At 64.5% G+C, this 13,844-nt stretch carries 13 protein-coding genes and 2 riboswitches; of the genes, 1 reads left to right on the forward strand and 12 read right to left on the reverse strand.

The features are described from left to right. Positions 1-13: 13 nt before the first annotated feature. From ACSFBM_RS22665 to rfbB, 11 genes are read right to left on the reverse strand one after another with little or no spacing between them, the layout of a single operon-like run. Positions 14-754, reverse strand: coding sequence for a cephalosporin hydroxylase family protein (locus ACSFBM_RS22665; protein ID WP_435486379.1), 741 nt, complete (start codon positions 752-754; stop codon positions 14-16). Next, complete coding sequence (locus tag ACSFBM_RS22670; RefSeq protein ID WP_435486380.1) at positions 751-1,812, reverse strand: class I SAM-dependent methyltransferase; 1,062 nt, start codon at positions 1,810-1,812, stop codon at positions 751-753. Before ACSFBM_RS22670 ends, ACSFBM_RS22665 begins: the two co-directional genes overlap by 4 nt. Beyond that, entirely contained in the window at positions 1,802-2,656 is an 855-nt protein-coding gene (locus ACSFBM_RS22675; protein WP_435486381.1) for an NAD-dependent epimerase/dehydratase family protein, read from the reverse strand. Before ACSFBM_RS22675 ends, ACSFBM_RS22670 begins: the two co-directional genes overlap by 11 nt. Then, positions 2,653-3,879, reverse strand: a complete 1,227-nt coding sequence (locus ACSFBM_RS22680; RefSeq protein WP_435486463.1) for a methyltransferase domain-containing protein — start codon at positions 3,877-3,879, stop codon at positions 2,653-2,655. The genes ACSFBM_RS22675 and ACSFBM_RS22680 overlap by 4 nt, the downstream gene beginning before the upstream one ends. A gap of 1 nt (position 3,880) precedes the next feature. After that, the gene (gene rfbC, locus ACSFBM_RS22685) at positions 3,881-4,435 is read right to left on the reverse strand and encodes a dTDP-4-dehydrorhamnose 3,5-epimerase (RefSeq protein ID WP_435486382.1); all 555 of its coding nucleotides are present in this window, start codon (positions 4,433-4,435) and stop codon (positions 3,881-3,883) included. Beyond that, complete coding sequence (gene rfbG / locus ACSFBM_RS22690) at positions 4,422-5,492, reverse strand: CDP-glucose 4,6-dehydratase (RefSeq protein WP_435486383.1); 1,071 nt, start codon at positions 5,490-5,492, stop codon at positions 4,422-4,424. Before rfbG ends, rfbC begins: the two co-directional genes overlap by 14 nt. Continuing rightward, positions 5,489-6,262 (reverse strand): glucose-1-phosphate cytidylyltransferase, encoded by a 774-nt coding sequence (rfbF, locus tag ACSFBM_RS22695; RefSeq protein WP_435486384.1) that lies wholly within the window; start codon positions 6,260-6,262, stop codon positions 5,489-5,491. The genes rfbG and rfbF overlap by 4 nt, the downstream gene beginning before the upstream one ends. A 28-nt stretch (positions 6,263-6,290) precedes the next feature. Beyond that, entirely contained in the window at positions 6,291-7,640 is a 1,350-nt protein-coding gene (locus tag ACSFBM_RS22700; protein WP_435486385.1) for a glycosyltransferase family 2 protein, read from the reverse strand. Continuing rightward, positions 7,637-8,533, reverse strand: coding sequence for a glucose-1-phosphate thymidylyltransferase RfbA (rfbA, locus tag ACSFBM_RS22705; RefSeq protein ID WP_435486386.1), 897 nt, complete (start codon positions 8,531-8,533; stop codon positions 7,637-7,639). Before rfbA ends, ACSFBM_RS22700 begins: the two co-directional genes overlap by 4 nt. Positions 8,534-8,560: 27 nt before the next feature. Beyond that, positions 8,561-9,451: a dTDP-4-dehydrorhamnose reductase gene (rfbD, locus tag ACSFBM_RS22710; RefSeq protein WP_435486387.1), complete on the reverse strand. Its 891-nt coding sequence runs from the start codon at positions 9,449-9,451 to the stop codon at positions 8,561-8,563. Beyond that, the gene (gene rfbB, locus ACSFBM_RS22715; protein WP_435486388.1) at positions 9,448-10,527 is read right to left on the reverse strand and encodes a dTDP-glucose 4,6-dehydratase; all 1,080 of its coding nucleotides are present in this window, start codon (positions 10,525-10,527) and stop codon (positions 9,448-9,450) included. Before rfbB ends, rfbD begins: the two co-directional genes overlap by 4 nt. Positions 10,528-10,640: 113 nt before the next feature. Continuing rightward, positions 10,641-10,736, forward strand: a riboswitch (glycine riboswitch). Positions 10,737-10,743: 7 nt separating this feature from the next. Next, a riboswitch (glycine riboswitch) is annotated at positions 10,744-10,859 on the forward strand. A gap of 92 nt (positions 10,860-10,951) precedes the next feature. Between rfbB and ACSFBM_RS22720 the strand changes: the two genes are divergently transcribed. After that, complete coding sequence (locus ACSFBM_RS22720) at positions 10,952-12,259, forward strand: D-amino acid dehydrogenase (protein WP_435486389.1); 1,308 nt, start codon at positions 10,952-10,954, stop codon at positions 12,257-12,259. A gap of 19 nt (positions 12,260-12,278) precedes the next feature. Here ACSFBM_RS22720 and ACSFBM_RS22725 read toward each other — a convergent pair whose 3' ends face one another. Further along, positions 12,279-13,685 carry an RtcB family protein gene (locus ACSFBM_RS22725; protein WP_435486390.1) on the reverse strand — a complete coding sequence of 469 codons (1,407 nt, stop codon included), beginning with the start codon at positions 13,683-13,685 and terminating at the stop codon, positions 12,279-12,281. Positions 13,686-13,844 lie beyond the last annotated feature (159 nt).

Genomic DNA, 13,844 nt, shown 5'->3' on the forward strand with positions numbered 1-13,844 from the left:
AAACTCAAATGGGTCACGCCACGCGTCGAAGGTAGCCGTCCGGGGCCACGCTGACGAGAAGCTTGTTGTCGATGGCCCGGTCGATCTCGAACGCATGCGAATGCGTTTTGAGGAATTCGTGAACCGCTGTCTTCGGATTGTCGCCGGGTCCCCACGGGCGGTCGGGAAACAGGCTGTCGGGCAGGTCTTCCACGATGGTGTCGAACACGACGCAATAGCTGCCGACACTCACCAAGGGGGCATACGCGCGCAACTCGTCGAGCACGTGGGCATGGGTGTGGTTGCTGTCCAGGCAGACCAGGACGGAGCGCTTGCCCGAAGCCGCGGCCTTGACCTTGTCGATCACGTCCTGCGCGATGCTTGAGCCTTCGATCATGGAAATGCGCTTCATCATCGGATGCGCCTCGATCGCCTCGCGATTGTGCGAGCGGATGTCGATGTCGATGCCCAGCACCCGCGCATCGGCCGGCCCGCCGCACGCCGCATTCAGCTCCAACATCGCCGCCGAGAAGATCAGCGAACCGCCGTGTGCAATGCCGGTCTCGATGATCAGGTCGGGCTGCACACGCCAGATCAGTTCCTGCATCGCCACGATGTCCTGCGGATACTGGATGATGGGGCGCCCCATCCACGAGAAGTTGTAGGAATAGCCCGCGCGGATGGAGGAGCCGATCAGCGCTTTGGCGTCCGCCTGCAAGGTCGAATTGGTTTCGTTGGCCGCAACGCGCGCGGCTACTTCTTCGTCAAACGTCATTTTTGGTCTACCTTTGCGAGTCGAAATCTGCCGCGGGACTGCGTCACGATTTCTTCGAAATAATTGGAGTTCATCACGAACACGAGCGCGCCCGGCGGCAGCGACTCGAGCGCGCGATCGGGAGAGACGATGGCCAGCCCCGTGCCGGCCATGTACTTGCCTTGCTTGACAGGGTTGATATCGACCGCCACGTCGAATTCCACGCCCGCTGCGCGAAGGTGGTGGGAAAAGATGACGCCCTTGGAAGAGGCGCCCCAGATCGCCATGGGCCCGGAATCGGCGAGCGCAAGGGCCTTGCTCTGTTCGACACCGGCCATGAAGTCGGTCGGCAACGCGATGGACCCTCGCGGCGCCGCTACCGCCTGCCGCAATGATGCAAGATCTGCAACGACATAGAGGTACTGGCCGCCGAACACGTGTCCCGCCTCATGGACGCATTCGAACATCCTCTCGAAGTCAGTTGCGCCAAAGTAGTTGACGTGCTCGTAGAAGATGTCGAACCAGGCACCGTGCCGGCAGATCCAGTCGAAGCACGGCACCTCGATGTATATCTTGCCCTGCCCCCCATTGGCATCGGCGATCTCCTTCAGGAATTCGAAGGGTCGCGGAATGTGCTCGAGCACATGGCGAAGCACGATGGCGTCCGCGGACAGCCCGAGCGCTCGGGAGAAGGGCGCGGCAACGACATGCGGACTCTCGCCCTCGAAGGCGGGGTCGATGCCGGTCGCGTCATAGCCGGCTTCACGCAGGTGGTTGAGAAAGTAGCCCTTGCCGCATCCGACTTCGATCAGCGACGGCGTCTGGAAGTGACGCCTGATGATGGCCAGCACGGCGTCCAGGTGCTCCCGGAAGACCGACGAGCAAGCCTGCTCGTTCTGGTAGTCGGCGTCATAGGTCAACAGCGCTGGGTCGAATGCCTCGTTGAAGACAAGCCCCGTGACATCATCCCGCACCAGGACCATGTCGCCCCGGGTCGAGGCGATGCCCGCCTCGACGCTGTCGAACACGCGGTTCTGCAGGACGGGCAGGCCCTCGATGCGCAAGAGTTCACGATGCATCGGCCGCCTCCCGGGTCAGTCGAATCAGTTTGGCATTGCTGCCCCAGAAAGCCATCGGCTCGTAGCTTGGGTAGGGGAAATGCCCCAGGGCGAGCCTGATCGGCGAGCCAAGGGAGTCGCGCCAGCCCTCGACCAGCGAGCGCACCGAAGTGGGCCGACCCGAACAGACATTGACGATCCCGTGCGCCGCGTGACCGAGGGCCAGGGCCACGAGGTGCTGCGCCACGTCAGCCACGGGCAGGAAGTCGCGCAACTGCTCGCCGCCGGACATCCGGAACTCGGCATCGCCGCGCCCGGCGGCCGCCATGAACTGGGTGTACAACGCGCCCGGCGCCTGCCCGTCGCCGTACATGTAGAACAGCCGCGCCCACGTCAGGCGCACCTGGCTGTCCGCGGCCAGGAACTCGAGTTCCCGACGCAATGCATCCTTCGCGAAGCCGTAGGGGTTGCGAGGATCCGTCGGAAGCGATTCGTCGAGCTCGCCGGATTGCATGCCGTACTCGAAGCAAGTGCCGGCACACACCAGCGTCGACAGCCCGGACTTCACGAGCTGTTCGAGAAACCGGTACTGCTCGCCCAGGTGCGTGTCGAAATGATGCCGCGATTGGTAGTTCGGCAGGCCGCTCCACGCCAGATGAATGAGCGCGTCGGGCCGCCCCAACCATTCGAAGGCGCCTTCGGAAGCGGCGCTCATTTCGGCCGCCACATGCGCGACGCCCTTCGGCAGCCAGGCGCCCGCGTCCCGCCTCGACACGGCGACGACCTGGACGCCGGGCAGCAGGGACAACCGGCGAACCACGTGCCGGCCGATGAAACCGCTGGCACCGGTGACTGCGACCTTCATAGGACTTCCAGGCCGGGCACAGCGCAGACGAACTGCCCACCCCACTCGCGGATGTAGGCCAATTGGCTCATCACTTCCGCCTTGAGGTTCCAGGGAAGGATCAGCACGTAGTCGGGTTTTTCGCGCTGAAGGCGCGCCTCGTCCACGATCGGAATGCGGCTGCCGGGCATGTACTGGCCCTGCTTGGCGGGATTCCTGTCGACGACCCAGGGCAGCAGGCCGGGCCGAATGCCGGCGTAGTTGAGCAAGGTGTTGCCCTTGGCCGCCGCGCCATAGGCACCAACACGCTTGCCTGCCCTGCGCGCCTCGATCAAGAAGGTGACGATGCCGTCGCGCACGTCGTCGGCCCGCGACTGGAAGCCCTGGTAGTAAGCCGGGGTCGTCAGTCCGGCGTCCGATTCGACGGCCAGCAGGCGCGCGACGGCCGCCTCGACCGCGCGCTCGCCCGTGTCGCGACGTTGTGCGAACACCCGCAGGCTGCCGCCATGCGTGGCGAGTTCCTCGACGTCGAAGACGCACAAGCCATTGGCCTCGAGCAGACGATGCACCGCGCTCAGGGACAGGTAGGAAAAATGCTCGTGATAGATGGTGTCGAACTGGCAGTCGGCCACCAGCCGCATCAGGTGCGGAAACTCGAAGGTGGCCACGCCGTGCGGCTTCAGCAACAGGGCAAAGCCGGCCACGAAGTCGTTGATGTCCGGCACGTGGGCCAGTACGTTGTTGGCGGCGATCAGGTCCGCGGCCTTGCCCTCGGCAATCAGTTGCCGGGCCAGTGCCACGCCGAAGAACGCCTCGACCACGCTCAGGCCTTTCTCGCGCGCGGCGCGCGCCGTGCTGGCCGTCGGTTCGATGCCTGTGCAGGGGATACCGGCCTGCTGCACATACTGCAGCAGGTAGCCGTCGTTGGCAGCGACCTCGACCACGTGCGATGCTGGCGACAGTGCAAAACGCCGTACGACCTCATCGACGTAGCGCTTGCTGTGCGCGAGCCAGCTCGTCGAATAAGAACTGAAGTAGGCGTAGTCACTGGAGAAGAGCTCCGCGTAGTGCGCGTAGTCCTCAGTCTGTACGAGCCAGCATTGGGAACAGGCGAGCACGCGCAACGGATACCACTTTTCCGGTGCCGCAAGTTGCGCGGCGCCCAGATATGCATTCGAAGGCGGGGACGAGCCCAGGTCCATGAGTTGCAGCGACAGTTCTGCGTGGCAATGGCGGCACTTCATGTCAGACACCGCGGAAATCGGAAGGGATGAAAGGGTGCGCGGCATCGCGTGCGGACAGGTCTGCGAACGCGAGCGGCCAGGCGATGGCAAGCGCGGGGTCGGCGGGATTCAGCCCGCCTTCGGCGCCTTGTACGTAGGGAGTGGTGTGCAAATACAGCAATTCGGTGTCGTCGGCGAGTGTCTGGAAGCCGTGTGCGAATCCCTTGGGGATGAACAGGCTGTGCGCGTTCTCGGCGCTCAATTCTTCGGCGTGCCAGGCCAGGAAGGTCGGCGAATCCCTGCGCAGATCGACCGCAACGTCGAAGACCTTGCCGCGCAGGCAACTCACCAGCTTGTCTTCGGCATGCGGCGGGTACTGGAAGTGAAGCCCGCGCACCGATCCGCGCCGGTGCGTCAAGGTGTGATTCATCTGAGAGACCGGCTGCGAAAACCCCGCGGAGGCCAGTTCCTCGGCACAGAAGAAGCGGCTGAAGAACCCGCGCGAGTCTTCCAGCTTGTGTCGCCGGATCAGCTTGAGCCCGTCGAGGCGGGTGGCGGTGACGTCAAACCTCTGCATGCGCTGCCCCGCGTTCGTGCGCCGCAATCTGCCCCAGGCTGACCGCCTGCATGTCTTCACCCGCCCGCCAGGCGCGATCCCATTCGACGATCCTGTCGAGCGCCTCGTCGAGCCTCCAACGGGGGCGCCATCCCAGTTCGCTGCGTGCCCTGCTGCTGTCGAGCTTGAGGTAGCCGGCCTCGTGCACGGTCCTGGCATGCGTTTCCCGCCACTGCGAGCCTGGCACCTTGCCGACCAGGCGGTCCAGGAGCTGGCGCACGGGAATGGCGTCCTCGTCGGCGGGGCCGAAGTTCCAGGCGGAGGCCGCCAGGGCGTCGCCCTGGACGAGGCGCTCGGCCAGCATCAGATAACCCGAGAGCGGCTCCAGTACATGCTGCCAGGGCCGGATGGCTCCGGCATAACGCACATCGAGCCCACGTTGTGCCTGGAGAGCGCGAAAGAAATCGGGAACGAGTCGATCGTCGGCCCAGTCGCCGCCGCCGATCACGTTGCCGGCCCGTGCCGTGGCGACCGCCACGCCGGCCTGCGCGAGGAAAGAAGTCCGGTAGGCAGCCGTCACCAGCTCGGCGCACGCCTTGCTGCTCGAATAGGGGTCGGCCCCGCCGAGCGCTTCGCTCTCCCGGTAGCCCCACAGCCACTCGCGGTTGTCGTAGCACTTGTCGGTCGTGACGTTCACGACCGCGCGCACGCCCTCGCAGGCGCGGACAGCCTCCAGCAGATTGACGGTGCCCATCACGTTGGTGGCATAGGTCTCGACCGGCTCCTGGTACGAGTACCGCACCAGCGGCTGCGCCGCCAGATGAAAAACGATCTCCGGCACGGCCTCGCAAACGGCTTGCTTGAGCGCCTGACCGTCGCGCACATCCGCAATCACGTGACCCTGCAGCAACTCGGCAATGCGCGCCTGCGTGAACAGGTTGGTTGGCGTCGGCGGCGGCAGCGAGAACCCGTGGACTTCGGCGCCTAGCGTATGCAGCCATAACGCCAGCCAGCCTCCCTTGAAGCCGGTATGCCCGGTCACCAGCACGCGGCGGCCCTGCCAGAACGAGGGGGTCACGGCCACACCTTCCACGGCGCCGAATGGCCCGCCCAGAGCTGCTCCAGGTGGTTCTTGTCGCGCAGCGTGTCCATCGGCTGCCAGAAGCCGGCGTGTTCGAAGGCCATCAGTTGGCCCTCCCCGGCGATCCGGGCAAGCGGCAGCCCTTCCCAACTGGTCTGGTCGCCTTCGATGTAGTCGAGGCATCGGGGCGACAAAACGAAGAACCCGCCGTTGATCCAGCCGCCGTCGCCGCGCGGCTTCTCGATGAATCCCCGCACGACATCGCCATCGCGTTCGATCGCGCCGTAGCGCCCGGCGGGCTGCACCGCGGTGACCGTGGCCAGGCGCCCGTGGGCGCGATGAAAGTCGATCAGCTTGTCGATGCGCAGATCGGCCACGCCGTCGCCATAGGTGAAGCAGAACGCCTCCTCCTCTTTGAGATACTCGCCGACCCGCTTCAGGCGCCCGCCCGTCATGGTCTCGTCCCCGGTATCGACCAGCGTGACCTTCCAGGGTTCGGCCTTGCGCTGATGAACGTGCATTTCGTTGCTGCGCATGTCGAAAGTCACGTCAGACATGTGCAGGAAGTAGTTGGCGAAGTACTCTTTGATGACGTAGCCCTTGTAGCCACAGCAGATGATGAAGTCGTGAATTCCGTAGGCCGAATACAGCTTCATGATGTGCCACAGCATGGGCTTTGCACCGATCTCGATCATGGGCTTCGGCTTGAGGTGCGTCTCTTCGGAAATGCGCGTACCTAGGCCACCCGCCAGAATGACTGCTTTCATGCGATTAAGGCCCTTTGCATTCCTGTAACTAAAGAAGACCCAGCTTCTTTGCGACTTTTACAAAGAAACGTCCATTCAACTCGTTCAACACCCGCTCGGCTACCAAGCGCCCCTGTTCGGCTCCCTGGAACTTTGAGAAAGCGGCGCTCTCTCGATTTCTGGACGCAGAAAGCTCTGCAACCAACTCGTCATGCAGTCGTGACAATCGAAGGATCTCCTGCGAAAGCTCTGCATGCATGTCCGATTGTTTCTGTGCGGCCGCGCCAATCTCTTGCTCGAGAAGCTCCGCGTTCTGGACGGCCAACTTCATCCAGGCAATAGCAGGTTCGACCAAGTCTGCAGAATTGTCCGCTGTGCCCGCCAGTTGAATTGGCATTTTGCGACCGGCGGTTGGAAGCCGGAACACATCGCTGCCTATCGAGGTGAACTCGACTCGCCCAGCATCAAACAATGAAAAAGCGGTGTCCCAATCGCCGAGTCGGAACCCAACAGCCGACGCAATAGAGCTTCGCTCCTTGGCAGACAACTCATTTTTTGCAGGTGCTCGCCAAGCACCTCGGTACCGCTCCTCAAGCAGCTTCCGAAGCGGCAGATATTCCTCAAGCGTGAAGACCTTTCGCCGGCTGATCTCTCGATCCAATCGCTGAAACAACAAAGCCCAGGAATGGATGTGAGAAACGTCAAAATCGCGACTGGCTTGATCAGGGTGAATCGAATAGACAGCGCCCGACCGTTCGCACAGATAGACCGGATATTTACAAAAAATCTGCACCTGAAAATCAACATCGCTCGGCAGTCCCGTACATAGATACGGGTGCCCCACACTCGCCAAGGCTTCTCTGCGCCAGAGGACAGAGCTCCATCCGTAGTGGAGATGCGTCATCCAATCGGTCAGGTGTTCGCGGGGCTGCAACAAACCAAAGTGCAACTTGTCGAGGGGCGCAGGATAAGTCTGGAGAAGTGCGCCAGATTCATCCCGCGCCTCAGTCACGAATACGGCGGCCCCCGCCTCACGATGCGCTTCAAGAATTTTGTAGGAGTCATGCAGAAAATCCGGCAACAGCCAGTCGTCATCTGCCAACGGCACAAAATAGGCGGTCGAAATGCTCGATAGGGCATGCTGGTAGTTGCCGGTCGCACCGATATTCTCTGGGTGCCGCAAATATCTGACGCGAGGCTCCTCAGCTACCAAGGCAAGTGCATATGCCTCTGTTTCATCGGTCGATGCATTGTCGAAAATGTGCACTTCGATCGGCACGCGTCGCTCCTGCAGAACGCTTTCAACCGCCTTCTGCAGCTTGCCCCTCCGATTGAACGTCGGAATGACGACGGTGATCTTGTTATATGAAGTCTCAGCGCCCGATTCTTTGGGGCTCACGAGAGCACCTTGTCGTTCAACAGACGCTTCAAGTACCTGCCATATCCGCTCTTCTCAAGCGGCGCAGCGAGCTTCTCGAGCTGGGCGCTGTCGATGAACCCATTGCGCCAGGAGATTTCCTCGGGGCACGCAATCTTCAACCCCTGCCGATGCTCCAGCGTCGCAATGAACTGGCCCGCTTCCAGCAGGCTGTCGTGCGTGCCCGTGTCCAGCCATGCGTAGCCGCGCTGCATGATCTGCACGTTCAGTTGGTCCAGCTCGAGGTACGCCTGGTTGACGGCGGTGATCTCCAGCTCGCCGCGCGCGCTCGGCTTCACGGCCTTGGCGATGTCCACCACCTGGTTGTCGTAGAAGTAGAGGCCGGTGACAGCGTAGCTGCTCTTGGGCTTCAAGGGCTTCTCTTCGATGCTGCTGGCCTTGCCCTTGGCGTCGAACGCGACCACGCCGTAGCGCTCCGGGTCCTGCACGTGGTACGCGAACACGGTGGCGCCCGACGGCTTCTTGTCGGCGTCGGCAAGCAGGTTCACGAGATCGTGGCCGTAGAAGATGTTGTCGCCCAGCACCAGTGCGCTCGGCGAGTTGCCCACGAACTTGTCGCCGATGAGAAAGGCCTGCGCCAGGCCGTCCGGGCTCGGCTGCACTGCGTACTGCAGGTTGATGCCCCACTGGCTCCCGTCGCCCAGCAATTGCTGGAAGCGCGGCGTATCTTGCGGCGTGCTGATGATCAGGATGTCGCGCATGCCGCCCAGCATCAGCGTGCTGAGCGGGTAGTAGATCATCGGCTTGTCATACACGGGCAGCAGCTGCTTGCTGAGCGCCAGGGTTGCGGGATGCAGGCGGGTGCCCGAGCCGCCGGCCAGGATGATGCCCTTGCGTTGAGTCGTCGTGGTCATGCTTTTCTTCTCGTGTGAATTCACGCGTCAGAGCGTTTCGCGCAGCATGCGCGCAACGCCGTCCTGCCAGGGGGGCAGGCGCAGGCCAAAGGTGGTCTGCAGCTTGGTGGTGTCCAGGCGCGAGTTGTGCGGGCGCTTCGCCGGGGTCGGGAAGGCGCTGGTCGGCACGGCCTCGACGGCATCGGGGCCGGCCTTGAGGTCGACGCCGGCCTGCTGCGCCAGGCCGAGCACGAAGCGCGCATAGCCGTGCCATGTGGTTTCGCCGCCGGCAATCGCGTGATAGAGACCGGCTTTCGTGGGGTCCTGCAGCGTCGCCCGGATGGCGTGCGCCGTGACGTCGGCCAGTAGCTCGGCACCCGTGGGCGCGCCGAACTGGTCGTCGATGACCGTGAGCTTGTCGCGCTCCTTCGCCAGCCGCAGCATGGTCTTGGCGAAGTTGCCGCCGCGCGCCGCGTACACCCAGCTCGTGCGAAAGATCAGGTGCTTTGCGCAGTGCTGGGCCACCAGTTGCTCGCCCTCGAGCTTGGTCTGGCCGTACACGCTCAGCGGGCCGGTCGCGTCGTCTTCCTTCCAGGGCGCGCTGCCGCTGCCGTCGAAGACATAGTCGGTCGAGTAATGCACCATCAGCGCGCCGATCTGCTGCGCCGCCTCGGCCACCACGCCGGGCGAGGTGGCGTTGAGCTTGCGCGCGAACTCGGGCTCGCTCTCGGCCTTGTCGACGGCCGTGTGTGCCGCCGCATTGACGATCACGTCGGGGCGCACCTTGAGCACCGTGTCTGCCAGTTGCTCGGGGCGGCTGAAGTCGGCATGAAAGTCGGTGCTGTCGAAATCGAGCGCCACCAGCTCACCCAGCGGCGCCAGGCTGCGCTGCAGTTCCCAACCCACCTGCCCGCCCTTGCCCAGCAGCAGCAGCTTCATGCCGCGGCCTTTGCCGGTGCGGCGTCGTACTGCTTTTCGACCCACTCGCGGTAGGCCCCGCTTTGCACGTTGCGCACCCATTCGCTGTTCGCGAGGTACCACTCGACGGTCTTGCGAATGCCGGAATCGAAGGTCTCGGCGGGCTTCCAGCCGAGTTCGCGCTCCAGCTTGCGCGCGTCGATGGCATAGCGGCGGTCGTGGCCGGGGCGGTCGGTGACGTAGGTGATCTGTTCCTTGTAGGGCTTGCCGCCGGCCTTGGGGCTCAGTTCGTCGAGCAGCGCGCACACGGTGTTGACGATCTCGATGTTGGGCTTCTCGTTCCAGCCGCCCACGTTGTACGTTTCGCCGAGCTTGCCCGCTTCGAGCACGCGGCGGATGGCGCTGCAGTGGTCCTTCACGTAGAGCCAGTCGCGCACCTGCATGCCGTCGCCGTACACGGGCAGCGGCTTGCCGGCCAGCGCGTTGACGATCATCAGCGGAATGAGCTTCTCGGGAAAGTGGAACGGACCGTAGTTGTTCGAGCAATTGGTGGTGACCACCGGCAGCCCGTAGGTGTGGTGCCAGGCGCGCACGAGGTGGTCGCTGGCGGCCTTGCTGGCCGAGTACGGGCTGTTGGGCTCGTACTTGTTCTCTTCGGTGAAGGCGGGGTCGGTCTTGGAGAGCGAGCCGTAGACCTCGTCGGTCGACACGTGCAGGAAGCGGAAGGCGCTTTTCTGGTCGGCCGGCAGCGCGCTCCAGAAGCCGCGCACGGATTCGAGCAGGCGGAAGGTGCCGAGCACGTTGGTCTGCACGAAGTCTTCGGGGCCGTGAATGGAGCGGTCCACGTGCGATTCGGCCGCAAAGTTGACCACGGCGCGCGGCTTGTGCTCGGCCAGCAGGCGGTCGAGCAGCGCGCTGTCGCCGATGTCGCCCTGAACGAAGATGTGATTCGTGTTGCCCTTGAGCGAGGCGAGCGTCTCGAGGTTGCCCGCGTACGTGAGCTTGTCGAGGTTCACGACCGGTTCATCGCTCTGCGCGATCCAGTCGAGTACGAAATTGGCGCCAATGAAGCCCGCGCCGCCGGTTACCAGGATCATGAAGTCCCCTGTTGAGGTGAAACGATCGCCCTCTGGCGAATCAACAGATGATTATCCCATTGGCCCCACGAACCAAAACCGGGGTTGGCGCTCGGGCAAGCCCCGCCTACAATCGCCCCACTGCAGGAGAGCGGGCCACCCGGTGGCCCTACCGAAGGCGCAAACTCCCATAAACGCTCAGGTCGGCCCGAACAAGGGGTCTGTACTGCACCAACTGAAACGCCGTCTGGAGAGCCATCACCCACCTCGCGTGGCCGTGATGCACCGAAGGAGCAAACCCGCTGCGGGCGCATCGGGTGAATCTCTCAGGTACCGAGGACAGGGGGAGCGGCAACTTGGACCACGGCCGTCCGGTTGCCTGCTATTGATTCAATAGCACACCACGCCCGTCGTTCAAGCGCTCCAACCTCAAAAGGTACTTGAAATGCGCGTGATCGTTCTTGGCGCCGGCCTGCTCGGCGTGACTTCGGCTTACTACCTCCAGCAACTCGGCCACGAAGTGACCGTGATCGACCGGCAGGCCACCCCGGCCGCCGAAACCAGCTTTGCCAACGGCGGCCAGATTTCCGTCAGCCATGCCGAACCCTGGGCCAACCCCGGCGCGCCGCTCAAGGTGCTGCAATGGCTGGGCAAGGAAGACGCCCCACTGCTGTTTCGCATCCGCGCCGACATGCGCCAATGGCTCTGGGGCCTGCAGTTTCTGCGTGAATGCACGCCCGCGCGCACCCGCCACAACATCGAGCAGATCGTGCGCCTGGGCACCTACAGCCGCGACACCTTGCAACAGTTGCGCCGCGACACGCGCATCGACTACGACCAGCGCACGCAGGGCATCCTGCACTTCTACACAACGCAGAAGGAGTTCGACGGCGCCCTCGCCCCCGCCGAGCAGATGCGTGCCCTGGGCTGCGAGCGCCAGGTCATCTCGGCCGACGAGGCGGTGAAGATCGAGCCCGCCCTCGCGCACATCCGGCCCAAGCTGGCGGGCGCCACCTTCACGGCCGAAGACGAATCGGGCGACGCCAACCGCTTCGCACGCGAGCTCTCCAAGCTGGCGGCCGCGGCCGGCGTGAAGTTCCTCATGAGCCACACCGTCACCGCGCTGCGCGAAGCCGGCGGCCAGATCGACCACGTCGAGGTGACCGACCACGAGGGCCGCTTCCAGCGCATCCGCGGCGACTCCTTCGTCATGGCGATGGGCTCGCTGAGCCCGCTGCTGGCCGCGCCGCTGGGCATCCGGCTGCCGATCTACCCGGCCAAGGGCTACTCGGTGACGCTGCCCGTGAAGGACGCGTCCAAGGCCCACCAGGTCTCGCTGACCGACGACGAGTTCAAGCTGGTGTTCTCGCGCTACACGTCGGAGTCCGGGGACCGCCTGCGCATTGCCGGCACGGCCGAGCTCAATGGCTACGACCGCGACCTGAACCCGGTGCGCTGCGAAGCCATCGTGCGTCGCGTCGAAGAACTGTTCCCCGGCGCCGGCGACACCACGCAGGCGCAGTTCTGGACCGGCCTGCGCCCCGCCACGCCGAGCAACGTGCCGCTGATCGGCAAGACCAAGCTGCCGAACCTGTTTCTCAACACCGGCCACGGCACGCTCGGCTGGACGCACGCCTGCGGCTCGGGCAAGTCGATCGCGCGCATCGTGAGCGGGCTGGCGCCCGAGGTTGACTTCGCGTTCACCGGCATGCCTGCGCCCGGGCTGCGCATTGCGCAACCCGCATTGGGCTGACCGGCCATCGCGCCCCCGCTCATGCCTTGAATGTGACCCAGGGCTTGAGCCGCACGGCGCAGCGGATCAGCCCTGCGTGCTCCTGCGCGTCGATCACGGCGCCGATGGGTTTGTAGGCATGCGGCGCCTCCTCGATCCTGCGTTCATCGCGCAGGGTCACGCATTGCCAGTTGGCGTTGTCGTCGCCGGGCGCCGGGCGCATCGCGCGCACTTCCTGCCGCCGGATGCGCCGCCCGGCGCCGTGGCTGCACGACCACAGCCAGTCCTCATGGCCCAGCCCGGTCGCCAGGTACGAGTGGTCGCCCATCGACCCTGGAATGAGCGCCAAGTCGCCCTCGTGCGCCGGCGTCGCGCCCTTGCGGTGGATGTTCATGCCGTGCTCGCACAGCACCACGTTGTGCGGCACGTCGACCACGAGCCTCGACGCCGTGGCACCGAGCAGTTCCGCGAAGTCCTTGCGCACCAGTTCGGCCAGCACGACCCGGTTGGCCCACGCATAGCGCGCGGCCACGCCCATCGCCTCCAGGTACTCCTGCGCCAACGGCCCTGACAGGCCGTACAGGCCGCTCTTGGGATGACGCAGGCCCTTGGGCCATTCGTTGCGGGCGCGGTCCATCCAGCGGCCACCCACATGAAAGCCGATATCGCGCGAGCCGCTGTGGATCATCACGACCACCTCGCCCGCCTTCAGGCCCGCGCGGTAGGCCGCGTGCCGGTCCATCACTTGGTCGACCACCTGCAGTTCCACGAAATGATTGCCGCTGCCCGGCGTGCCGAGGCATGGGTCGCGGAACACCTCGTGGCGGGCGCCGGTGTAGGCCTCGGGCGCATGCCGCGCGCTGCCGCCGAAGCTCGCAAGGCCGATGCAGGCGTCGATCTCGGCCTGCATCCGGTCACGGTCGCACGAAGACCACAACCCGCCGTCCTGCACAGCTTCCAGGAACGCCGACGGCCCCACGTCGAACAGCGCCTTGAACGCCATCGTGTGCACCGGCACGTCTCGTCCGTTGTCGAGCAGACTGCGTGTGAGCCGCTCTATGAGCCGCGTCTTGTGCGGCGCCACCTGGTCCAGCGTGAGGCCGGTGGTCAGCAGCCGCATGCCGCAGTTGATGTCCGTGCCCACCGCGGCGGGAATGACGAAGTCGGCGTCGGTCGCGACGACGCTGCCGACCGGCGCGATGGAGCCCGGATGAAAGTCCGGCGTCGCGCAGGCCTTGCACACGCCCTGTTCGCCGTCGGGCGAACGCACGCTGGCAAAGGCCAGCAATTGCTTCACCGCCTTTTCCTCCAGCGGGAGGCTGGGCGGCAGGAGCACCGTGGCCTGCGAAGTCTCGTTGTGCAGGCGGTAGACGCCGTCGCGGTAATCGACGGCAATGCCCGCGCGCGAAAAGGCGCGCTGGAGCCGAGTGAAATGAGGGTTCCTCATGGCTGCTGTTCCATTGCGGAAACCGTGTCGGTTTCCAGCCCGGCCCACGTCGCGTGGCAAGGCGAAAGAGATCGACCGCGCGTTCAGGGACGCGCGGCTGGCTCTTTCTTGCAGCAGCAGAGATTCAAGAAAGCGGGCGGATTCTAGCGAGGCATGCCG

It is taken from the genome of Variovorax pasteuri, from assembly GCF_051216435.1.
Taxonomy (GTDB): Bacteria; Pseudomonadota; Gammaproteobacteria; order Burkholderiales; family Burkholderiaceae_C; genus Variovorax.

Coding starts and splice junctions, on each gene's coding strand:
- ACSFBM_RS22665 (WP_435486379.1), bottom strand. CDS start 754: ATGACGTTTGACGAAGAAGTAGCCGCGCGCGTTGCGGCCAACGAAACC.
- ACSFBM_RS22670 (WP_435486380.1), bottom strand. CDS start 1,812: ATGCATCGTGAACTCTTGCGCATCGAGGGCCTGCCCGTCCTGCAGAAC.
- ACSFBM_RS22675 (WP_435486381.1), bottom strand. CDS start 2,656: ATGAAGGTCGCAGTCACCGGTGCCAGCGGTTTCATCGGCCGGCACGTG.
- ACSFBM_RS22680 (WP_435486463.1), bottom strand. CDS start 3,879: ATGAAGTGCCGCCATTGCCACGCAGAACTGTCGCTGCAACTCATGGAC.
- rfbC (WP_435486382.1), bottom strand. CDS start 4,435: ATGCAGAGGTTTGACGTCACCGCCACCCGCCTCGACGGGCTCAAGCTG.
- rfbF (WP_435486384.1), bottom strand. CDS start 6,262: ATGAAAGCAGTCATTCTGGCGGGTGGCCTAGGTACGCGCATTTCCGAA.
- rfbA (WP_435486386.1), bottom strand. CDS start 8,533: ATGACCACGACGACTCAACGCAAGGGCATCATCCTGGCCGGCGGCTCG.
- rfbD (WP_435486387.1), bottom strand. CDS start 9,451: ATGAAGCTGCTGCTGCTGGGCAAGGGCGGGCAGGTGGGTTGGGAACTG.
- rfbB (WP_435486388.1), bottom strand. CDS start 10,527: ATGATCCTGGTAACCGGCGGCGCGGGCTTCATTGGCGCCAATTTCGTA.
- ACSFBM_RS22720 (WP_435486389.1), top strand. CDS start 10,952: ATGCGCGTGATCGTTCTTGGCGCCGGCCTGCTCGGCGTGACTTCGGCT.
- ACSFBM_RS22725 (WP_435486390.1), bottom strand. CDS start 13,685: ATGAGGAACCCTCATTTCACTCGGCTCCAGCGCGCCTTTTCGCGCGCG.